Below are 21086 nucleotides of genomic sequence, written 5' to 3'. Positions count from 1 at the left end.
CGTCATTTTTATGATGATTATTTTAGTGCTGTTGTTATTTCGAAGCGGGGTTCAGGTCTGTAAATTCAGCGGCATGGTCTCTGCTTGTTTTCTTCAGAGAAAAAGCATCGAACAATTCTCCAGAAGTTTTATACGCTTCAAACTTTAAGTGCTGACCATCCACATGAATCGTTTGAAAAAGCTGTGTGTTTTCCAAAGAGACATTCATCCATTTGGCACCATCCACTTTGTACATTTTAGGACCGGCCACAGAAACCAGGTAAACTGGTCCGCTGGCTTCCCTGCCAGATAATCCGCGGGGCAGATTTTGTCCGCGGCTATAAGTATGGTCATGTCCTTGCAATACAAGATCGATATGGTATTGATCAAATAATGGTTTGAAACGTTCTCGGAAATCTTTATTGTCCCTGCTTTTAGCGGTAGAAAAGATAGGATGATGAAAAGTAATGACCGTCCACAATTGCTTGTTTTCTTTTAATACCTTTTCCAGCCATTCATATTGAATTTTAGCCGAAGCCTCATCCAGAATGATCATCTGAGAATCTAAAGAAATAATGCGAACGTTCTGATAATCGACATAATACACCGATGCTTCCAGACCTTTCGGCCCATTACCCGGCAAGGTATACTGTATCCCCCAATGCGGATCCAAAACCAGCTTTTTTTGCTCATTCCTCACATATTCATGGTTCCCTGGCGAAGGTAAACTAGGAATCATCCCATTGATGAAACCACCTCCATAATGCCATTCCCCCCATTCCTTATCATTGTTAGAACGATTGATCAAGTCGCCGGTATGGATGATGAACCTGGCATCCGGTTGCTGCGAAAATGCTTTTCTGATCACGCGTGACCATTTGGAACGAATGTCATTCTGCGCGTCGCCCAGATAAATAAAAGAAAAAGGCTTGTTGGTATTAGCAGCGGTTGTAAATTGAAACCACTCGCTCCAATGCTCCCCTGCCCCTACGCGATAAGCATACACCGTTCCTGGTTTCAGATTGTTAAAAGTAACCTGATGATATTTTGCAGTGGCATAGTTATTCCCCCCAGATAAAACACGAGATCCTGCATCATAATTGGTAATCGATTCTTCCAGCGCTGGACTAGAATCTTCTGCTTTGATTTGTGCTTTAGCCGCAGTAATTGTCGTATCTGTACGCCAGGTGACCGTCTGACTCACTTCAGGATTTCCCGTCCAGGTTAAAATCACACGATCCGGAAAAGGTTTAGGATTAAAGTCCTGGGCATTGGTTTGGCTAAGGCCAGCCGTTACCAGCATGGCCATGAGCGCAATTGAACGTTTAAATATATTCATCTTGAATTTGTGTTATATATCATTTATTTCAGGGACCACATTAACGTGGTTTCTTTGTCGGCGCCAAAGGCAGAAACTGCTTTTTGGTAGTTCACTTTATTTTTTGCGCTTTCAGAATCCGGAAAAACATAACGTTTTGGGATCCCTCGGCCTGCAGCAAGCGGCCCGGTAACGAAAGCAGGATAACCCGTACGGCGCTGATCAAACCATCCTTCTGCACCTTTGAACAGCATGGCCAGCCATTTTTGGGTGATCAGCTGCTCTTGTGTGCCGTCATATTTCACGATCAGCTGATCGAAATAACTTGGAGGAGCCGTGACCGCGTAACTGCTCATCGATTCTCTAATTCCTTTATAGTACAGCGATTCGGCGGTTTCGCCAGGCACAGTTAACTTTCCTTTCTGCACAGCTTCCGCCAGGATAAAGCAGAGCTCTGTATAGGTCAGCAGACTAGCTTTCAATAAAGGGTTTGAAGAGGCACCATTCTTTCTGAAAAAGCTGGAGGAAAACACCGAAACATGATCCTCTCCGCCATTGTACGCCGCAGGCGCATCAATCGCATTCGGTACGCCAACATATCTATTCAGGTCTACCGTTGAACCTACTGTACTTTTAACGGGTTCTACCCATACCGCCAATCTAGGGTCATTTCTTTGAACCAAACGATCTACCAGTTCCTTACTTACTTTTGTTTTCTGGTAATCAAAATCAATCATTGCCAGCGGACCTCCAGGCCAGCTATAACCGGCCAGATTTCCCAGGTAAGGGATTTCCGCATTATCAGCACTGCTTTCAAATATTGGAAAGTTTGTTTTATCATTGATGATTTCCTGCATTTCAGTAAAAGCCGGACTATAATTTTTGGAGATGCGCAGCAGCATTCTTAAGCGCAGACTGTTGGCAAATTTCCTCCACTGCAAAGCCTTGCCTTTGAACATCACATCAGCTTTGGCATTAATATCCGGTGCTCCGCCTTTTAAAAGATCATTAGCTTCGCGAAGTTCCTTTAGCAAATCAGGATAGATCGCCTGCTGCTGGTCGTACTCCGGATAAATCAAATTACTCTCTTTAGATTTCAAGGCCTGCGAATAAGGAACATCACCATATAAATCCGTTAAATAACCGAAGTTAAAAGCTTTGATAATTTTGCTGATCGCCACATATTGATTCTCAGAACGTTTTTGTGCCGTTTCCATGAAAGTTTTGTTGACAGATAAACGGGCATAAATATCAGTCCAATCCACTGGTCCCCAATCGAAAAGGTCATATCCGGTATTGCGAACCAGCGTCAGGTAACGGGCTGCCGATGCCGGTCTTCTACCCACCGCATTTTCCTGATAGGCATAAGCGGTAGACAATACTACTTCCGACATCAGAAACTCTGTGTTGGTCGTTTCCGGGGAATTCGGGTTGGTATTGATTTCTTGGAAATCTTTAGTACAGGCAGCCAATAAGGTTGCAAACAGCACCAGAATGGTTTTATATTTGAATTTCATTTCTGATAATCATTAAAAATTACAACTTAATTTAAAGCCAAAAGAACGTGTTCCTGGCAGTGTCCAGTGACCAACGCCCAATTTAAATCCTTCAGTTACACTCATGGTGCTTTCCGGATCATAGCCCAATCCATTGGCCGTCCAGGTATACAGATTTCTACCAATCAAGGAAATAGAAAGGTTGCTGATTGGAAGCTTACGCAGCAATTGGGGATTAAATACATAAGTTAATGAGGCTTCTCTTAACTTCAGGAAAGTTGCGGAGTAGGTTAAGCGTTCGTAATATTTGTTATAGGTGTTGTTGTAAAAATCGGAAGCGGCAATGATGACCTTATTCTCAGCATAGGTGCCATCAGTATTGGCGATAAACCCAGGAATGATCATCCCGTCATTTCGGCTTCTTCCTTGTGAATCTACCCATGGCAAACCACCACTTTGCGCGTCTCGACCTACCAGTGTGTTGTCAGTTAAACCGGCATTGATCAAACTTTTAACGACGTAGGAGTAGAAATTACCACCTTTTCGCCAGTCCAGCAAAACATTAAGCGTAAAACGTTTATAACTGAACGTATTGTTAAAGCCTACTGTAAAATCAGGATTGTAATTGCCAACTTTTAGGTATTCGCTGTTGTTGCGGATATAATGCCCTGTTTTATCCAATAAAGCAGCACCTGCGTTTGGTCCGGTTGGTACTTTGGTATAACTTGGGGTATAGAAATCACCGATTTTTGTCCCTTCTTTGATCAGGTAACGGATGTTATCTCCATCGGCACTACCCATAGAATATTCCGGTAAGCCCTCCATCAGGGAGATCACTTTGTTTTCATTCTTTGTGAAGTTTACATTCATTTCCCATTTAAAGGCTGATTTTACCGGAACGGCAAAGAATCCAATTTCCCATCCGCTATTTTGGATGTTACCTGCGTTAATCAATCGGTTTGAAGCACCTGAAGCAATGGTAGTAGGGATATTGATGATCTGGTTTCTTTTGTTCGTTTTGTACCAGGTGACATCCAGTCCCAAACGGCTGTCAAGGAAGCGTAAATCTCCGCCGAATTCATAAGAAGTAGCAATTTCTGGTTTCAGGAAGTTGTTTTTAAGGTTAAATTCAATAGTCGCTCTTTTCACATCACCCCAATCCTGGTTAAAAGGAACGGTGTTGTACAATTGGTAAGGATCAGTATCACTTCCTACCTGCGCCCAATTGGCCCTGATTTTGGCAAAGGACAGTACATTAGACTTGATTTTAAAGACATCTGTCAAAATGGTGCTAAAGGAAACTGAAGGGTAGAAATAAGAATTGTTTTCTGAAGGAAGTGTGCTGGACCAGTCATTTCTTCCGGTGACATCCAGGAAAACCATGTCTTTATAGGCAGCATGTCCCATTCCATACAAACTGTTGATCCGTTTGCGGGAGCTGTACTGCGAATTGGTAATTGTTCCAGCCTGTGCATTGTTGATGTTATAAATGCCAGGGATACTTAAACTTTCGGTACGCTGCGCAGTACTTCTCGCCGTTTGATCCATTTGGTTTCCTCCAGCGGAAAGGCTAAATGACCAGTCTTCATTTAAGGTTTTCTTGTAGCTCAATAAGAAATCTGTATTCTGCTCTTTGAAGAAACTATTGTCTACACCATAACCGCCAAATTTAAAACGCTTGGAACTAAAAGGACGCTTGGTTTCATGCTGTTCATTGTACATATCAAGACCGGTACGAGCCATAAAACTCAAGTCGTTGGTCAGGTCAATTACTGCCTGCACATTTCCGGTGATGCGGTTTCTATCGTAACCATTAGTATGTTCGTAGGCCACAAAAAACGGGTTATCTGAGTCATCCGGCGAGAATTGTTCCAGATTTTCACGCCCTGGCTTCCAATAATTTCTCAAATCATTAATGTTCATATTGGCAGGCATCGAATACAGCATTTGAGTCACACTCTCCCGGTAAGCTGATGGACGGTTGTCACTTTTATTATTTACATAGCCGAAATTCGTGCTGATTTTCAGTTTAGGATGCAATACATAAGTGGCAGCCAGATTTAAAGTATTTCTGCTCAGATCTGTATTGGGAACAATGCCCTTATTCGCCAGGTTGGTATAAGAAAGTCTGTAATTACCAGATTCATTTTTACCAGTGATGGCTAGGTTGTTGGTATAGGTAGAGCCTGTTTCATAAAAATCTTTCACATTGTTTGGATAGGATACCCAATCGGTAGGGATTGGCTTTCCATTGGCATCCAGCGGACTGTTCCATTGCAGGTGTTTGCTGCCTACATTCAATCTAGGCCCCCATGCTGAACTTGTTGAAACTGCTGGATCATCGGTATCCTCACCGGCACCAAACTCAGTTTGGAAATGAGGAAAGAGATAAGCTTTGTCGTACTGGGCACTGGAATTGAAACTTATTCCTAAACCTTTTTTACTTGCTGCACCACTCTTCGTGGTAATGAGTATGACGCCGCTTCCTGCCCTGCTGCCATATAAAGCTGCAGCACTGGCGCCTTTCAAAACGGTAATCGTTTCAATATCATCCGGACTGATGTCTGCAATCGGGCTGCCATAATCTACTGAAGAACGTCCTACCTCCGATGTTGCACGTAAAGAATGTGCCACAGGAACACCATCTACCACAAACAGCGGCTGATTATCGGTTGCAATAGAAGATTGCCCTCGGATCGTGATGAAAGCAGAAGAACCCGGATCAGAACCTGTACTGACCACATTTACACCAGCCACTTTTCCGGCTAGAGAATTGATCACATTCAGCTCTGGAACAGTGCTCACATCAGCACCTTTAACCGTTGCAATGGAGTAACCCAATGCTTTTTCGGAACGCTTAATCCCTAATGCGGTGACCACTACTTCTGAAAGCTCAGTTTGATCAGGTACCAGATTAATATTCAGCACGGACGCTCCTTTAACTGCTTTTTCCTGGGTCTGATAACCCATCATTCTAAAAATAAGTACCGCAGCCGCGTCCTTTACATTTACACTATATTCCCCGTTAAAATCGGTTACAGCGGTATTTTCTACTCCTTTTTCAATGATATTCACACCAGGTATCGGCAGGCCCTTTTCGTCGGTTACCCTTCCTTTTACCCGGATTGCTTTTTTAATAATGACCTGGTTGTTCTGAACCTGGTAAGTCAGCTGCATTGGCGTTAATATGCGCTGCAGCAAAGTGCTGACCATTTCATTTTCAGCTTTAACAGTGGCTATGTACCGGTTTAAGACGGCATCTTTGTTGGTGTAAACGAAAGAGAGATTGGTTTTCTTTTCGATGTTTTTAAGTAATTCGGTTAAGGTACCGTGTTTAAAGCTGAAACTGATCCTGCTGTTGAGTTCCTGCGCTTTTAAAGGCGAGGCCTGCCCTGCGAAGAGCATTACAGAAAGAAAAATGTAGATCAGGGTAAAAAAACGCATTACTTTAAAAATTAATTGATTAGTCACTGCGGACTTTTTCATAACTTTGAGTGTTTTAATCGTGATGGGTTAAAATAAAATTGAATTCTTAGCCGAAAGCGTGCGTCAACATGCTTCGGCTATTTTTGTACATGGTCTAGCTACATTTACCTCCTTTTATATAAATTGTCTGTTTGTTGATCGTGTAGTGGATGTCTAAGGTCATTTGAATGGTTTGTAAAACTTCCTTGATATCGATGTTGCTAAATTTGGCGCTGAGCTTGCAATCTTTAAAAGACCGGTCTGCAATCACCTGAACTCCGTACCGGCGTTCGATCACTTTAAACACCTCTTCCATTGGCGTTTGGTCAAATATCATTTTCCCTTCAGTCCAGCCAATTGCGCTGCGGGCATCTTCCAGCTTCTCGCGGTATAGCAATCCTGATTTTGCATCAAGTCCTGCTTTTTGATTCGGAAGCAGGTAAATGGCTGCCGACTGTCTTCCTGCGGAATCCCTAGATACCGCCACTTTCCCCGTCAGCACGGTTACTTGAGGACTGGATTTCCCCCATGCAGAGATGTTAAAACTAGTACCCAATACGAGGGTCTGAATGTTTGAACTCTGCACAATAAAAGGATGATTCGGATCACGCTTTACTTTAAAGTAAGCCTCTCCTACCAGCTTCACTGTTCTCATCGAAGCTTGTCTGAAGTGATTAGGGAAGCTGATGCTGCTTCCTGCATTTAATAAGATCTCCGTACTGTCAGGCAGGATGATATTGGTGATTTTTCCGGGCGCCGAGGTTTTAGTCGTCCAGGTGGTCTGAACCACTTCCCTAAGTACTGTTCTGTTTTTATTAAATATGATCAAGATAGAGATGGCTGCTACCACAGCTGCTGCTGCGCCCAGCCAGATTTTAAAGGTAGTTTTCTTTTGAGCTTTTTCGTATGGAACCGGAAGTTGAATCGCTGCAAACCCAGATTTCCAGGCATCTGATTGCGGTACCACTGCGGTACTTTCCCAAAGCCATATCGCCTGATCCAATTCCTGCCGATGCAGCGGATCTCTACTGATCCAGTCCTGTAAACGCTCCTCTAAATTTGCCGCCTCTTTCCATTCCCCCCGCTCCTTCGCAGCTAAATATTCGAGTACCAGTTTCCAGATTTCTTGTTCCATTGTTATGCATTTTATAACTAGAAGACAAGATTACGAAGGCGATTACGGGCCCAAAAACGTTAAGTATCCATTAAGAAATTGTTAAGCTCGATTTATTGGAATTCAGCTCTATTTTTCAAGACTTTTTCCTGCAAAAACTGAAAGCCTTTAACTAAATGATCTTCTACTGTCCGAACAGAAATATCCAGCAGGGCTGCGATTTCTTTATAACTGAAACCTTCAATTCGATACATATAAAAAATCAGGCGTCTGCGTTCCGGCATTTGATCAATCAGATCATAAAGCATCCGCACTTTGTCTTTATGCTCATAAGATTGAAAAGGATCAGCTTTCACATCTACAATTCCCTGGACTTCCTCTTCCTCGATCGGCTGATAGTTTAACCTGGAAGCTTTATGATAATTGTTGGCGCCATTTTTTACGGCCCTAAACAAATAAGCTTTTTCATTGACAAGCAGGACTTTGTTTTTCCATATTGCGATAAACACATCATTTAAAATGAGCTGCGCTTCTTCCGCATCTTTGACCAGATAGATCGCATACTTTATCAGCGTTGGAAACATCCGACGGTAAAGACCTTCGAATGCTTTTCCATCGAAGTCGTCTCCAAGATCCCCATTAAGTCCGACAGTATTGTTTTCGCCCATAAAATATGAAGCGAAATTAGGCTTAGCAAATGACGCGGATATTAACAAAATGTTAAATGAAACAGGAGGAAGTAATTAAAAAGATATGGGATGATTAAAAAAAATCTATTATTTTACGGCCGCATGGAAGAAATCATCAATCAAATAAACGACCTCATCTGGTCAAACGCCCTTATTCTCCTTTGTATGGGAGCTGGTATTTATTTTTCAATAGTTACACGTTTTGTACAGCTCCGCTACCTAAAAGAAATGGTTGCACTCCTTTTTGGAGGCAGCAGCTCCGATAAAGGCGTGAGTTCTTTTCAGGCTTTTGCCATCGCGATTTCCGGTCGTATAGGAACGGGTAATATCGCTGGAGTGGCCACAGCCATTGCTATGGGGGGCCCTGGTGCTGTATTTTGGATGTGGCTGATTGCTTTTTTAGGCAGCGCATCTGCTTTTATTGAAGCTACATTAGGTCAAATCTATAAACAGGTAAACAATGGACAATACCGTGGAGGTCCGGCTTTCTATATTGAAAAGGGCTTGGGGGTAAAATGGTATGCCATCATCTTTGCTGTAGCGACCATATTGAGCACTGCCCTATTTTTACCAGGTGTTCAAAGTAACAGCATCGCCCTGAGCATCCATAATGCCTTTGATGTACCTGTTGCTTATACTGGTATTGGCGTTGCCGTATTGTTAGGATTGATCATTTTTGGCGGTGTAAAGCGAATTGGTAAAGTTGCAGAAATTGTAGTTCCTTTTATGGCTGGTGCCTATATTTTAATGGCGATCGTTATCATGGCCATGCACATTCAAGAGATTCCATCGGTCATTATGCTGATTGTAAAATCCGCATTTAAGCTTGAGCCTGCCTTTGCTGGTGTATTTGGGATGGCCATCGCCTGGGGTGTAAAACGGGGAATTTATTCAAATGAAGCCGGTCAGGGCACTGCGCCGCATGCAGCCGCAGCAGCTGAAGTGAGTCATCCGGTAAAACAAGGCCTGGTTCAAGCTTTTTCTGTCTACGTAGATACCTTATTTGTATGTACCGCAACGGCTTTCATGATCCTATTTACTGGAAAATACAATGTGATCAATCCGGAAGGTGGTTTTATTGTAGAAAACCTACCCGGAGCAAAAATTGGCGCTGAATATACACAGCACGCGGTAAATGCTCATTTCCCAAGCCTAGGTTCTGGATTTGTAGCGATTTCTCTATTATTTTTCGCCTTCACGACGATCATGGCCTATTACTATATTGCAGAAACCAATTTAAGTTACCTCGACAAAAAAGGTCGTAAATGGGCTTTATGGACCTTGCGTATCCTGATTCTTGTGGCTACATTTTATGGATCTATTAAAACCGCAGAAGCAGCCTGGACTTTGGGTGATATTGGTGTAGGTGTGATGGCCTGGTTAAATGTAGTGGCCATTCTTTTACTGAGGAAGCCTGCTATGATTGCTTTCAAAGACTATCAGCAGCAGCGTAAAGCGGGTAAAGATCCGGTATTTAATGCTAAAGAACTGGGAATCAAGAATACCACTGAATGGTAAAGGGAGTTGAGGAAACTCAAAAAAAAAGCTGAATAAGATGTCAAAAAAATGGGATTATACCAGTTCCGCACGAAAATTCACGGCTAAGTTCCCGGTCTTAAGCTATCTGGGCATACAAATTAACTTTTGGATCGTTGCCAATGTTTTTCTGTGTGTGCTCATGCATTTGCAGTCACTTTCCATCAGTGAAACTTATCCAATCCATCCGCCCAGTGGATTGGGCACCACCTTAATACTGGCTGTATTTTTCGGATTTCTTTATGGGGTTATCCTCGGCTTAACCGACCACTATTTGGATAAGAATCTCCAGAAAAGGCAATCTATGGGCAGGATAATTTTGATCAAATCCATCCTCTCCCTGGTACTAATTGTATCGATGCTGGTTTTCACCAAGCGTATTTTCCTGAATTTATTTGTAGATCCAGCCCTATATGCGCCCAACTTTATGCTGAACGATAAATCATGGGAGTACATCTTTTTTATCCTGGTGATTTACTATTTATTCATGACATTCATCATCGGTTTTATCAACCAGGTGAACAGAAAATATGGCCCAGGTGTACTGGTTCCTCTGCTACTTGGCAAGTATAAAAGCCCAAAGGAAGAGGAACGGATTTTCATGTTCATGGACTTAAAATCCTCCACTGCTATCGCAGAAAAGCTGGGGCATCTCAAATACAGTTCATTTATCAGAGATAGTTTTTTAGACATCAACAAGATTCTTTTGTCGTTCAATGCTGACGTTTACCAATATGTAGGGGATGAAATTGTGGTCACCTGGAGGATAACTGATGACGAGAGAGACCTCTCCTGCATTCGGTTCTTTTTCGGCTGTGAAAAGCAGTTTCAAGACAACGCCAATTATTACCTTTCCAACTATGGGTTTCTACCGCATTTTAAAGCAGGCCTACACATGGGAAAAGTGACTGCTGTAGAGATTGGTGACATCAAAAGAGACATCGCCTATCATGGTGACACTTTGAATACTGCAGCAAGAATTCAAAGTGTCTGTAATGACTACCACAAAAAATTTCTAATCTCAGAATATGCTTTAGCTTCCTTAGACCCACACCATCAACTACAAACAGAAGCTATAGGGATGATTTTGCTCCGAGGTAAGTCTGTTGAAGTGGGGATTTTTAGTGTGGAGGGTATCGAATCACTTTAATCGTTTCTACCTGCCAAAACCGGCTGCATTTTTCTGATCCCTTTCTCCTGCAGCATTGCTGCAATTTCATTGACCATAAAAATCGAGGCTTCAATCTCGTCTTTTCGGATCGCTACACTTTCAATATTGAATCCGAAAGGCACACAGCGTTCCGCACAAAATGCAGTCAGTTCAGCCGCAATTTCCAGGCAGACATTCACTGATCTCTCCAGCATATTATCGGCAAGTTTGAGCTCCTCTTTAAGCGGATCCGGAATATGAATACCCAGCCATTCCATAAAACACAAGGTTTTAGCCGAACCGCAGGCGCTGAGCGTAAAAATAATGGTTGGTGCTGTCTTTTGCTGCTCCAGACAAGTCCTGCAGAGGTCTTCTACTACTTTTTTCGCATAGCTGACATCAAACACACATTGGGAGATAAAGTAGCTCACTCCACAGCTGGCTTTGTCCAGGATCCGTTGATCTTCGTCCTTTAATACCTCATGCCTTTCAGGAATAGTAACGGCTCCCATCACAGAAGTATTATTGTACTTATTCCAAATCCCGTAAGCCTCCGGCAAACTGATTTTAACCGGGAAATCAGGTGCAGGTACGCCCACAAAAACCGGATAAAAATTATGCTGATGAAGATCCTCCAGCCAATCCGATAGTTCTTCTCCAGAGAATTTTCCTGCTGGACGGTAGATAATCTTAGGAACATCGAGCTGCTGAAGATAGCCTGCTGCAAAACTAAAAGGATCATGTGCTTTCCCAAAAGGAAATGGCCTTTCTTCACAGGTACGGGCAGATTCATCCTGAACATCATACACAATTAAGGCATCAATACCTAAAGGGATTAATCTGGCAATCGTCTTTTCTGCGATTTCTGCAATTCGCTCAGGCGTAGTTTCTGATTTCGGAGGGGTGATTCCGTAGGTTAAAATTCCGGACGCTCCGGATTTGATTTTATTTAAGAACATTAATGACAAACGTTATAATTTATACAATGGGTTTTTCTCCATCATCCGTTCTACTTCCTCACGAACTTTCTTTAGTCCAACTTCATCTTCCGGATGGTTAATTACTTTATCTATTAGTGCCACAATCTCTTCCGTATGGTTTTCTTTCCACCCAGAGGTCGTAATGGCAGCAGTTAAAAAAACTACGGGTGCAGTACACCCGTAGTACTAGGAATTAAAGTACACTTTCTACGCTGATCTGTACCCTCGCCTGTTTAGCGGCAGCTACCATATTGATCAATGCAGCTTTAGTTTCCGGCCATTTACGTGTTTTAAGTCCGCAGTCCGGGTTTACCCAAAGGTGATTTGCTGGCAGTAAATCTGCTGCTTTCGCCAAAAGGGAAGCCATTTCTTCTGTACTAGGTACACGCGGGGAATGGATATCATATACCCCTGGGCCAATCTCATTTGGATATTCAAAATTCGCAAAGGCTTCTAGTAATTCCATTTGTGAACGAGAAGTTTCAATCGTGATTACATCGGCATCCATTGCCGCGATATGTTCGATGATGTTATTGAATTCGCTATAGCACATGTGTGTATGGATTTGTGTTTTATCCTGTACACCACTTGCAGTGATACGGAAAGCTTTAACTGCCCAGTCCAGGTAATGCGGGTGTTTGGCTTTTCTTAATGGTAATCCTTCACGGATGGCCGCTTCATCAATTTGAACGATGCCAATACCTGCTTTTTCAAGTGCAAGCACTTCATCACGGATGGCAAAAGCAATCTGGTTTGTCGTCACATCTCTAGGCTGATCGTCACGCACAAATGACCATTGCAGAATGGTTACCGGGCCGGTCAGCATGCCTTTCATTGGTTTGTCCGTTTGCGCAGCAGCAAATTCGCTCCAGCGTACCGTCATGTTTTTTGGGCGACTAACATCACCATAAATAACAGGAGGTTTTACGCATCGGCTTCCATAGCTCTGTACCCATCCATTTTTAGTAAACAGGAAGCCATCCAGCTGCTCGCCGAAATACTCCACCATGTCATTACGTTCGAATTCGCCATGCACCAGCACATCCAGGCCTATTTCTTCCTGCCAGCGGATGGTCTCTACAGTTGCTTGTTCAATCGCGGTTTCATACTGTTCAAGTGTTAGATCGCCCTTTTTGAATTTTGCCCGCAATTGTCTGATGTCGTCTGTCTGCGGAAAAGAACCAATGGTAGTTGTAGGGAAGGATGGCAATTGGAAGCGTTCATTGTGCAATTTCTGACGTACAGGGAAAGCACTTAAACGTGTTGCATCTGCTTCAGTAATGCCCGCTACACGGTCTTTAACCGCTTGTTTATGCACTTTTTGGGATGACCTTCTGCTTTCAATCGCTGCTTGATTTGCGCTTAGTAGATCCTCATTGCCTTCAGCAATCTGTTTCAATTCTGCAACTTCAGTTAGTTTCTGTTTGGCAAAAGCCATCCAGTTCTTGATTTCAGGATCGATAGCAGTTTCCAGATCCAGGTCAATCGGACTGTGGAGCAAGGAACAGGAAGGTGCAATAATTACCCTATCTGTACCCAGCTTCTCAACCGCTTTATCGATCAGGCCCAATGATTTTTTGTCATCATTTTTCCATACGTTACGACCATCTACCACACCCAAAGAAAGCTGAAGTCCATCAGGAATCAAGGCCAGCACTTCATCCAGCTGTTCTGCTGCACGTACCAGATCAATGTGTAATGCAGCAACAGGCAGGTTTACCGCCAGCTGTGTATTGTCTAGCAAAGCATCAAAATAAGTAGCCACCACAATTTTAACACCGCTCACCCGGTTAGAAATTGCGCGATAAGCATAATCAAATGCTGCTTTCTCTTTTTTCGAAAGGTCAAGTACCAGACAAGGCTCATCCAATTGAATCCATTTCGCCCCCTGCTGTCTCAGGCGGTTAATGATGTCCACATAAACAGGGACTATTTTTTTAATCAGGTCAATGCGCTCAAATCCCTGTTCTTTTTCTTTACCCTGTAAAAGGTAACTTACCGGACCTAAAAGTACAGGTTTGGCTTTTTCGCCAAGCTGCAATTTTGCCGTATTGTATTCACTAAAAATATTCTCGTTGAAAATTCTGAATTCCTGATTGGCAGTAAATTCAGGTACAATATAATGGTAATTGGTATCCAGCCATTTGGTCATTTCCATAGCCGTAATGTCCAATCCATCTTTTTGATAACCACGTGCCATCGCAAAGTAAAGGTCAATTTCATGGTTTGATTTCACCTGCGAAAGTACCGGCGAATACCGCTGAGGAATGACACCAAGCAATAAACTGGTATCCAATACCTGGTCGTAAAAGCTAAAATCATTGCAAGGGATCAGATCAATTCCAGCATCGAGCTGCGTCTGCCAGTTTTCTTCCTTAATCTTACGGGCCACCGCATGTAGCTCGTCCTTACCTATTTTACCAGCCCAATATTGTTCACAGGCTTTTTTTAGTTGTCTTTGGTTACCAATTCGCGGGTAGCCGAGGTTTTGTGTTAACATTTCTTAAAAAGATTTAATTAGTAAAACTTTTAAATTGCTTTTGCCAGACTTCAAAGTGCTTCACAAAAAAAGGGCATACTGTATCCTCCGGACCGGCTAATTTCCAGTCTCAAAATCATCAGATCATTTACTTTAATTCGCGAAAGCATTGTCTTTCCAGAATCGGCAGGTCTCCTGACTTGTAACATTTCAGCCGTCCTTCCCATCTTTATCAAAAGACAGTGGACCTATTTTGGCAGAAACTATGTGGTTACTTACAGTTGCGCGACAGTCCGTGATTTTCACACGGTTCCCTTTTAATTCCGATTTTCATCGGAAACCTTTTCCGGTAGATAAAGTATAGAAAAGAACTATTGTTTGTGATCCAGCCCCCTACAGGGACTAAATGCTAAACAAATGTACATACACAGATTATATATCTTTATAAACAGTATTAAATAAGTATAATCAGCTTTTTTTCTTAAATTTTAAAGCACAATATCCTTTTAAGTTGCTATTTTTACTACCCTAAAGGGAAAATATGCTATGGAAGAATTGGATGAAACAGATTTGCTGCTATTAAAGATATTAGGCGACAATTCAAATTACACTGTAAAAGAGCTCGCCGCTAAGGTAAACCTCTCCACCTCGCCTGTTTTTGAGCGAATAAAAAGGCTGGAAAGTACCGGATTTATCAAAAAATACATTGCAGTACTGGATGCTGAAAAATTCAACCAGGGCTTTATTGTTTTCTGCAACATCAAACTCAAACAGCACGATAGAAAGATCGGTCACCGCTTTGTAGAAGATATTCTAAAGATTGATGAAGTCGTAGAGTGTTACAACATTTCGGGGGATTATGACTTTATATTAAAAGTCTATGCTAGGGATATGAAACACTACCAGGATTTTGTTTTTAACAAACTGGGATCGGTTAAAAGTATCGGAAGTACACACAGTACTTTTGCCATGGCAGAGATCAAGAACTCTTACAATATTAATTTTTAAGCATACAGCCCGGCATGATATCCGGGCTGCAATATTCTTTTTACTAGCCATTAATTAGCCGACTATTTTTTAACCAATTGAAATGGGCTCATGGTCTTCTCCAATGGCGACTAAAGTAAAAGCACCGCTCACTACTTTTTCTCTGAACTCTTCGCTCATCTTCTCTAAATAAACCTCCACCTGTATCGTAATACTGGTATTCCCGATACGTTGAACCCGCCCCACCAATTCCACCAGCATACCGGCAGGAATGGGCTTGGTGAAATCAATTTGACCACTGCTGACCAGCACAAAGTTTTTCCGGCTGAACCGCGTTGCCGTCATAAAGGCGGTCTCGGTCATCATCATTAATATTCTTCCGCCAAACATGGTATTGTGGTGGTTGGTCGTATCAGGAAACACCACCTTAAAAACATGTGTTTCCGATTTATTGATTTTTTCGGCTATTGTCATTTTGAAATTTCGGTTGTCATTACATTTTGATGCTATGGTAAACAGCGGATGTAGGGTCTATTTTTATAAAAACGACAAATGTTATGGAGAGGAACTTTAATCGCAGGTTTTGATGTTCTAGAAAAATGGCGTTTTACAAATGGTAAAAGCACCGGAGCTGGTATATTTTTAGTATCATGACTATCCCTGAAAAAGCAAGAAATCTTCTAATGAGTATTCAGGACAAGCGCCCTCACGTGCCGTAATAAAAGCGCCTAATGAAACTGCTTGCTGCATGATCTGCTGTGCAGATGCGCCATTTTCAAATCTTTTAGACAGAAATCCAGCCAGAAAAGAATCACCGCTCCCAACAGTATCTTTTACTTCAATGGATATTGCCGGGCATAAGTAGAAGTCGTCCCCATGAGCGTAAAGTGCCCCCTTACTTCCTTTAGAGATGATGATCTCCTGCAAATCAAAGGTATCCTGCAAATACCTGACTGCATCGTTTTCCGTGCGGTAGCTTTTGCCAAGAAAATCGAGCATCATGCGCAGTTCTGCCTTATTGAACTTGGCCAATTGTGTTTTATGCAGCAGATCTTTGATCACATTCACATCGTAATGCGGTGGCCTCAGGTTAATATCAAATACATGATAAGCACTGGCCTCGATCAATTCAAACAGGGTATTTCTCGACCTTTCATTTCGGGTCACCAGACTTCCAAAAACCAGGGCATCTGTACTGCTTAACTTTTCTTGATCTTTCGGACGGACTTCAATAAAATCCCAGGCTACGTTTTCTACGATCTCATAATGTGCATCATTGTTTTCGTCCAAAGAAGCGATCACCGTACTGGTCGGATGCAAAGGATCAACCTGAATGCCCTCCGTTGAAATGTTCCAGTTTTTAATTTTATGCAGTAATTCCTCACCAAGGTCATCCTTCCCAACACTGCTGATCATGTTGACTTCAACGCCCATTTTGAAAAGGTGATACGCCACATTAAATGGCGCTCCCCCTGCCCTTCGCTGACCTCCGGGAAAGATATCCCATAGGACTTCACCAAAACAAGCTATTTTTATTTTCTTTATTTCCATTTGATTATTGTTTAATTGATCAGGTCCCTGACGCTGATACGGGATCCAAATAAAGCATAAGATAGCATTAACAACTCACAAATTACAGTGAGTGTCCATCTCCAAGAGCCAAAAGCAACCGCCAATGATGATCGCTATCAGAATCGCTGAAGAAGTTTCAATCGCAAGTTTCTCAGAAACTGAATTGGCCAGCCTTGTACACCCTCAATTACCAGCGTGGAACAGCCACTAACTCAAATGGGAGAAATTGCTGCCGGCTTGATTCTAGAAAAATCAAAGACAGCGATGCCTTAAGCAGAACAGTGATCGATGCTGAGTTAATTTATAGCGCTTCAACCAGGAAAATAGTCTAGCATTTTTTTTATAATCTATAGCGAAGTTTGATGTTTCTTCCGATAGCCTTAAGTAGTCCAGGATGATTGTTTACAGTTGCATCAACTACATCCCAATCCCCTTTTGGATTGCAAACCAATTGATATTCGATATCATTTAGGTTAATCTCAATTGCAGTAGTTTCTTTAGTTATTCCCTTTGTTAAAACAACGTAAGTATAGTCTCTTTCATCAAAAGTGATGCGCATTGGTAAATTCATAGTGCAATTATAGCGTAAGAAATGCGCTTTTATTGTGTTTACGTTTATTTACCTGAATATATTTCTTTTATTTTATTTCCGCAGCATCTTTTCCATGGCTTTTCGCCTTGGCAATTCCTCCACCAGCTGATCCAGATAACGGATCTTTTGCATCCGCTGGTTTTCGATTTCTTCTACGCGGTAACCGAAGATGACACCAGTAATTTTTGGAACATTTGGGTTTAATTGCGGTGCCTGAGCAAAGAAAGTTTCAAAGTCTGTTTTATTGTCGATGATTTGCTAAAGACTTTGCTGATCATATTCTGTCAGCCAAAATATAACCTCATGTAATTCCTATTGTTGTTCGATGAATGTTGATTTAAATAAGTATAGCGTAGAAATTTAGAACAATTAAATAAGCGATTTAAAGGGGCAATCGCAATAAAACACCTTTTCTTTTAATGATGTTTTTATAGTCCCACTGTATGGTTTTAGATTTTTCAAGCCAGCGTGCCAGGTCAGCGGTGTTGATTTGCTCAACAGCGGTATAGGTAATTGAGGCATCCTTAAATTTCCCAGTGCCTATCTTTAGTTCCGGTTCCTCGAAATCAGCACCGCTCCAGAACATCAAACGGATGCCCGCTTTCAGTTTGCTATAACCTGCAATTGGGTTACCATCTATAAACCATACGGGATGCGCATGCCAGATTTTACTTTCTTCATCAGCTAATTTGCTGTTGATTTCTGCCGACAATACCTTACATATTTCCCGATCTGCGACCGATTGCGATTCATTATAAGCGCTGATGTCTTTATTCATTCGGGTTATTTTTTGGATGATGTTCCTTTTTCCTGAAAATGTTGTTTGACCAGATTACAGACAATATTCCTTGATCAGCATTTCCCATTCTTTCTCCAGCGACAGCTCTGGCCTTTTCTTCCCCGCTCTTTTATACCAGTAATCTGCATTCCAAATGTCGCCTTCCTTGCGATGCAGGTACGCATGAATATGAGCTGAACGCGGGTCTGTCAACTGGTCAATTACATCGTGTGCTGTTTTCCAATTCCCTGTTCCGTCGTACCAAAGCGCTTTTAAATATGAAGGCAAATCAGCAGGTAAGCGCTGATCTTTTAGCGATTGTTTGAAATCTTTTATATCAATCATAGCTCAAATATAAGAACAAAGCGTTAAAACTTACCTAACCGATAAGGAGCTTCAACCCTTCAATTTTGATCCGATTAAAAGCAGGAAATCGTATCTTTAATTAAAATTTTAATCAAAAATAGATGAAGAGAAAACGCTTAAAATTATTCTTTTATTGAACATAAGCCTTTTTAAAAGAAATAGACTTGAAATACGCTCAGAGAACTTATCCTCCAGATTTTTTGGGCTAAGCATTTACTGGAGACAGTGCTCATCAGCAGGACCATACATATTCGCCTTTTCAAAACCCGTCATGCCCATACAGCCCAGGCCGATCACAGGCACAACCAAACCCTGGCTGCCCAATGCTATTTGTTTTATTTCCATGATCTAAAGGTCGGTGAGCCAAATCATGCGCATGTATGCAAAGCCCTGAAGCTTGTAAGCAAATCAAGGAAGTTGACGCCAATAAAAAAAGGAGGCTAATCATATTATATGATACAGCCTCCTGATTGGCTTGACAGCCTTTATTTTAGACAATTGGGGATTCAATATAACTATTGAACTACTTTACCATCTTCTGCGATTTTGATAGAAGCCGCTTCTGCGTCTTTTTTCACATCGATTTGGTAATATTTAGTTTTGTCTGCATTCGTTACCAGGAAAGCGGCTACTGGAGTCCATGCTTTAACTGGTTCACTTTGCAATGTAGTTTGTACTGCTTCTGGAAGATCTTTCAATTCAACCGGAACTTTAGTTGTACTATCTTGTTTCACAGTAATAGCTACTGGACTTTTTACTTCTGATGCGTTTACTGCTGTGATTGATGCGAATGCTAAAAATGCTGCTGATAAAATGATCTTTTTCATAACTTATATATTAGTGTTAAATATTCTTGTTAATTATACTAATACTAATGTTCATAATAGTGCCATGAATGACCCTCTTTGGCACACAACTGAAAAAGAGGTAGTTACAAAATAAAATCAGATTTCAACTGTAGAGATATGCCACACTTTGTGGTTTAAGGAAGCAACACTTAGTTATTTTCCCAAAAGCAATCTTGCCTGTGTTCCCCATTGACCGATAAAAAGATCCAGGATACCATCATTGCTCAGTTAACGGGCGGTAGGGTCTTTCTCAAATGCAGCACCATTACTTGTTAAGTTAAGAAACAGAATATCCGGATGCTGGTCGCTATTTACATCAAAGGTCAGCACTTAACTGGTATGCAGCGGAACTTTCAATTCCAGCTTTTCCGGCTGTTCGGTAAAAGTCCTTTTCCATCATTAAATTCATAATTCCATCATTATTTAAATCCACTAGCTTCACCGATTGGGTTTCCCAGCGAAGTTCCGGCAATCCTTCTTTCGTATAATCGATAAAATGTCAGGGTTTTTCCTTAATCCTTAAAAGTCAGCACAAACTTCACCCCTTCATTCACCTTACTTTCGACCTCAATATGTCCTCCTAAACTATTAATATGGTTATAGATCAAGAAAAGACCAACACCTTTACTCTCTGCATGATCGTGGAATGTCTGATGCAGCCCAAATACCTTGTGCTTCACGTTTTCCATATCAAAACCCAAACCCTTATCCTTAAAAATCAATTGCCGATGGCCATTTACTCTTTTTGTTGCAATCGAAATATCAGGGTAAATCCCCGGCTTGGTATACTTAATTGAGTTGGTAATCAAATTCAGGAATATACTATCCATATAAACCTTATTAAAATTGATCGTATCGAATGCAGAAAAATCAATATTAATGAGCGCCTTAGAGTCTGATATCAAAGAATTAATAGAATAAAAGACAGCGTTCAACGAGTGCTGAAGATTCAAATTTTCTGTCGGCACATGCACACTCTTTTTTTGACAGGCCGCATCCAGATAGTAATTTAAGCGGCCCTTCAATTCCTCTGTTGTTGACTGTAATACATTGATGAGTTCGATAGTGCCCTTGTCCTCAACTTTAGCAACATCTAAAAGGTTGAACAAGGCCAGCAAATTATTTACAGGTGCCCTCAAATCATGGGAGGCCATTTGAGTCAAATGCTGCAGCTCTTCATTGATCTTGGAAAGACTGATCAAAAGTTGGCTGCGTTCTTCTTCAATTTTCTTTTTATGTGTTATATTCTTGGCAACGGCATAGACTAGCTTCGATTCCCTAACAGGAATTGATGTCCATGATAGCCATATTACTTCACCCTGCTTAGTTACATAACGATTTTCAAAATTTAATAGTGGAATATTTTCCCTGAGATCGGTTCGATGGTCCTCTGTCATATGCTGATCTTCTTCATAGACAAAATCATTAATTGGTCTTGAAAACAACTCTTCATCCGAATATCCTAAAAGTTTAGATACTGCAGGATTAATTCGTTTAAAGTAGCCATCAAAGCCGGCTATGCACATCAAATCCTGGGAAACTTCAAAAAAAGGTTCAGTATCAAACCTATCCTGAAAAAAACCATTTTGATTATTTATTTTAGATGTCATACCCTATGTTGCTAGCTTATTTGCGATTTATCTCGCTCCCTAGCACTAAATTTACTAAAGTTTAGCAAATATTCATTTTGTTCAGCGCTGAATTAAGCATTCCATCCCCATATTCCTAGAGAATTGT

18 protein-coding genes and 1 riboswitch are annotated in these 21086 nt (G+C 41.5%); of the genes, 3 read left to right on the top strand and 15 right to left on the bottom strand.

The window, feature by feature from the left end; all coding sequences use genetic code 11:
• Positions 1 to 34 precede the first annotated feature (34 nt).
• From H9X96_RS04240 to H9X96_RS04220, 5 genes are all read right to left on the bottom strand, one after another.
• Positions 35 to 1318 (bottom strand): metallophosphoesterase family protein, encoded by a 1284-nt coding sequence (locus tag H9X96_RS04240; protein ID WP_187665098.1) that lies wholly within the window; start codon positions 1316 to 1318, stop codon positions 35 to 37.
• Positions 1319 to 1341: 23 nt separating this feature from the next.
• Positions 1342 to 2814 carry a SusD/RagB family nutrient-binding outer membrane lipoprotein gene (locus H9X96_RS04235; protein ID WP_187665097.1) on the bottom strand — a complete coding sequence of 491 codons (1473 nt, stop codon included), beginning with the start codon at positions 2812 to 2814 and terminating at the stop codon, positions 1342 to 1344.
• A 12-nt stretch (positions 2815 to 2826) separates the two neighbouring features.
• Positions 2827 to 6279, bottom strand: a complete 3453-nt coding sequence (locus H9X96_RS04230; RefSeq protein ID WP_187665096.1) for a SusC/RagA family TonB-linked outer membrane protein — start codon at positions 6277 to 6279, stop codon at positions 2827 to 2829.
• 94 nt (positions 6280 to 6373) lie between these two features.
• A complete protein-coding gene (locus H9X96_RS04225; protein WP_187665095.1) occupies positions 6374 to 7393 on the bottom strand; it encodes a FecR family protein in 1020 nt (339 codons plus the stop codon).
• Between the two features lie 92 nt (positions 7394 to 7485).
• Positions 7486 to 8040, bottom strand: coding sequence for a sigma-70 family RNA polymerase sigma factor (locus tag H9X96_RS04220; protein ID WP_187665094.1), 555 nt, complete (start codon positions 8038 to 8040; stop codon positions 7486 to 7488).
• Between the two features lie 90 nt (positions 8041 to 8130).
• Here H9X96_RS04220 and H9X96_RS04215 point away from each other — a divergent pair, with 90 nt between their 5' ends.
• Both H9X96_RS04215 and H9X96_RS04210 read left to right on the top strand, forming a co-directional pair.
• The gene (locus H9X96_RS04215; RefSeq protein WP_255430986.1) at positions 8131 to 9579 is read left to right on the top strand and encodes a sodium:alanine symporter family protein; all 1449 of its coding nucleotides are present in this window, start codon (positions 8131 to 8133) and stop codon (positions 9577 to 9579) included.
• 37 nt (positions 9580 to 9616) lie between these two features.
• Positions 9617 to 10747 (top strand): adenylate/guanylate cyclase domain-containing protein, encoded by a 1131-nt coding sequence (locus tag H9X96_RS04210; RefSeq protein ID WP_187665093.1) that lies wholly within the window; start codon positions 9617 to 9619, stop codon positions 10745 to 10747.
• Here H9X96_RS04210 and H9X96_RS04205 read toward each other — a convergent pair.
• Positions 10744 to 11706 (bottom strand): methylenetetrahydrofolate reductase, encoded by a 963-nt coding sequence (locus tag H9X96_RS04205; protein WP_187665092.1) that lies wholly within the window; start codon positions 11704 to 11706, stop codon positions 10744 to 10746. The two genes, H9X96_RS04210 and H9X96_RS04205, sit on opposite strands and share 4 nt — an antisense overlap.
• A gap of 214 nt (positions 11707 to 11920) precedes the next feature.
• The gene (metE, locus tag H9X96_RS04200; RefSeq protein ID WP_187665091.1) at positions 11921 to 14227 is read right to left on the bottom strand and encodes a 5-methyltetrahydropteroyltriglutamate--homocysteine S-methyltransferase; all 2307 of its coding nucleotides are present in this window, start codon (positions 14225 to 14227) and stop codon (positions 11921 to 11923) included.
• Between the two features lie 146 nt (positions 14228 to 14373).
• A riboswitch (cobalamin riboswitch) is annotated at positions 14374 to 14566 on the bottom strand.
• Between the two features lie 186 nt (positions 14567 to 14752).
• Here metE and H9X96_RS04195 point away from each other — a divergent pair.
• Positions 14753 to 15214 carry an Lrp/AsnC family transcriptional regulator gene (locus H9X96_RS04195; protein ID WP_062549084.1) on the top strand — a complete coding sequence of 154 codons (462 nt, stop codon included), beginning with the start codon at positions 14753 to 14755 and terminating at the stop codon, positions 15212 to 15214.
• Between the two features lie 69 nt (positions 15215 to 15283).
• Here H9X96_RS04195 and H9X96_RS04190 read toward each other — a convergent pair whose 3' ends face one another.
• From H9X96_RS04190 to H9X96_RS04155, 8 genes are all read right to left on the bottom strand, one after another.
• Positions 15284 to 15667: an acyl-CoA thioesterase gene (locus H9X96_RS04190; protein WP_187665090.1), complete on the bottom strand. Its 384-nt coding sequence runs from the start codon at positions 15665 to 15667 to the stop codon at positions 15284 to 15286.
• Between the two features lie 180 nt (positions 15668 to 15847).
• Entirely contained in the window at positions 15848 to 16744 is an 897-nt protein-coding gene (locus H9X96_RS04185) for a carbohydrate kinase (RefSeq protein WP_187665089.1), read from the bottom strand.
• A gap of 361 nt (positions 16745 to 17105) precedes the next feature.
• On the bottom strand, positions 17106 to 17336 hold the full coding sequence (locus H9X96_RS04180; protein ID WP_187665088.1) for a hypothetical protein: 231 nt from the start codon (positions 17334 to 17336) through the stop codon (positions 17106 to 17108).
• A gap of 72 nt (positions 17337 to 17408) precedes the next feature.
• Positions 17409 to 17609, bottom strand: a complete 201-nt coding sequence (locus tag H9X96_RS04175) for a DUF2200 family protein (protein ID WP_370576717.1) — start codon at positions 17607 to 17609, stop codon at positions 17409 to 17411.
• A gap of 130 nt (positions 17610 to 17739) precedes the next feature.
• Positions 17740 to 18135 carry a DUF1801 domain-containing protein gene (locus H9X96_RS04170; RefSeq protein WP_187665087.1) on the bottom strand — a complete coding sequence of 132 codons (396 nt, stop codon included), beginning with the start codon at positions 18133 to 18135 and terminating at the stop codon, positions 17740 to 17742.
• A 54-nt stretch (positions 18136 to 18189) separates the two neighbouring features.
• On the bottom strand, positions 18190 to 18480 hold the full coding sequence (locus H9X96_RS04165; protein ID WP_187665086.1) for a hypothetical protein: 291 nt from the start codon (positions 18478 to 18480) through the stop codon (positions 18190 to 18192).
• A 536-nt stretch (positions 18481 to 19016) separates the two neighbouring features.
• Positions 19017 to 19328, bottom strand: coding sequence for a hypothetical protein (locus H9X96_RS04160; RefSeq protein WP_187665085.1), 312 nt, complete (start codon positions 19326 to 19328; stop codon positions 19017 to 19019).
• Positions 19329 to 19861: 533 nt separating this feature from the next.
• The gene (locus tag H9X96_RS04155; RefSeq protein WP_187665084.1) at positions 19862 to 20959 is read right to left on the bottom strand and encodes a PAS domain S-box protein; all 1098 of its coding nucleotides are present in this window, start codon (positions 20957 to 20959) and stop codon (positions 19862 to 19864) included.
• Positions 20960 to 21086 lie beyond the last annotated feature (127 nt).

The sequence above is a fragment of the Pedobacter sp. N36a genome (assembly GCF_014472395.1).
Lineage (GTDB): Bacteria > Bacteroidota > Bacteroidia > Sphingobacteriales > Sphingobacteriaceae > Pedobacter.
This window is presented reverse-complemented; position numbering and strand designations above follow the sequence as displayed.

What these genes read in the sequence shown, in the direction of transcription:
- H9X96_RS04210 (WP_187665093.1), top strand. Translation starts at nt 9,617, where the DNA reads ATGTCAAAAAAATGGGATTATACCAGTTCCGCACGAAAATTCACGGCT.
- H9X96_RS04230 (WP_187665096.1), bottom strand. Translation starts at nt 6,279, where the DNA reads ATGAAAAAGTCCGCAGTGACTAATCAATTAATTTTTAAAGTAATGCGT.
- H9X96_RS04165 (WP_187665086.1), bottom strand. Translation starts at nt 18,480, where the DNA reads ATGATTGATATAAAAGATTTCAAACAATCGCTAAAAGATCAGCGCTTA.
- H9X96_RS04160 (WP_187665085.1), bottom strand. Translation starts at nt 19,328, where the DNA reads ATGAAAAAGATCATTTTATCAGCAGCATTTTTAGCATTCGCATCAATC.
- H9X96_RS04240 (WP_187665098.1), bottom strand. Translation starts at nt 1,318, where the DNA reads ATGAATATATTTAAACGTTCAATTGCGCTCATGGCCATGCTGGTAACG.
- H9X96_RS04225 (WP_187665095.1), bottom strand. Translation starts at nt 7,393, where the DNA reads ATGGAACAAGAAATCTGGAAACTGGTACTCGAATATTTAGCTGCGAAG.
- H9X96_RS04195 (WP_062549084.1), top strand. Translation starts at nt 14,753, where the DNA reads ATGGAAGAATTGGATGAAACAGATTTGCTGCTATTAAAGATATTAGGC.
- H9X96_RS04155 (WP_187665084.1), bottom strand. Translation starts at nt 20,959, where the DNA reads ATGACATCTAAAATAAATAATCAAAATGGTTTTTTTCAGGATAGGTTT.
- H9X96_RS04235 (WP_187665097.1), bottom strand. Translation starts at nt 2,814, where the DNA reads ATGAAATTCAAATATAAAACCATTCTGGTGCTGTTTGCAACCTTATTG.
- H9X96_RS04220 (WP_187665094.1), bottom strand. Translation starts at nt 8,040, where the DNA reads ATGGGCGAAAACAATACTGTCGGACTTAATGGGGATCTTGGAGACGAC.
- H9X96_RS04185 (WP_187665089.1), bottom strand. Translation starts at nt 16,744, where the DNA reads ATGGAAATAAAGAAAATAAAAATAGCTTGTTTTGGTGAAGTCCTATGG.
- H9X96_RS04180 (WP_187665088.1), bottom strand. Translation starts at nt 17,336, where the DNA reads ATGAATTTACCAATGCGCATCACTTTTGATGAAAGAGACTATACTTAC.
- metE (WP_187665091.1), bottom strand. Translation starts at nt 14,227, where the DNA reads ATGTTAACACAAAACCTCGGCTACCCGCGAATTGGTAACCAAAGACAA.
- H9X96_RS04170 (WP_187665087.1), bottom strand. Translation starts at nt 18,135, where the DNA reads ATGAATAAAGACATCAGCGCTTATAATGAATCGCAATCGGTCGCAGAT.
- H9X96_RS04205 (WP_187665092.1), bottom strand. Translation starts at nt 11,706, where the DNA reads ATGTTCTTAAATAAAATCAAATCCGGAGCGTCCGGAATTTTAACCTAC.
- H9X96_RS04215 (WP_255430986.1), top strand. Translation starts at nt 8,131, where the DNA reads ATGATTAAAAAAAATCTATTATTTTACGGCCGCATGGAAGAAATCATC.
- H9X96_RS04190 (WP_187665090.1), bottom strand. Translation starts at nt 15,667, where the DNA reads ATGACAATAGCCGAAAAAATCAATAAATCGGAAACACATGTTTTTAAG.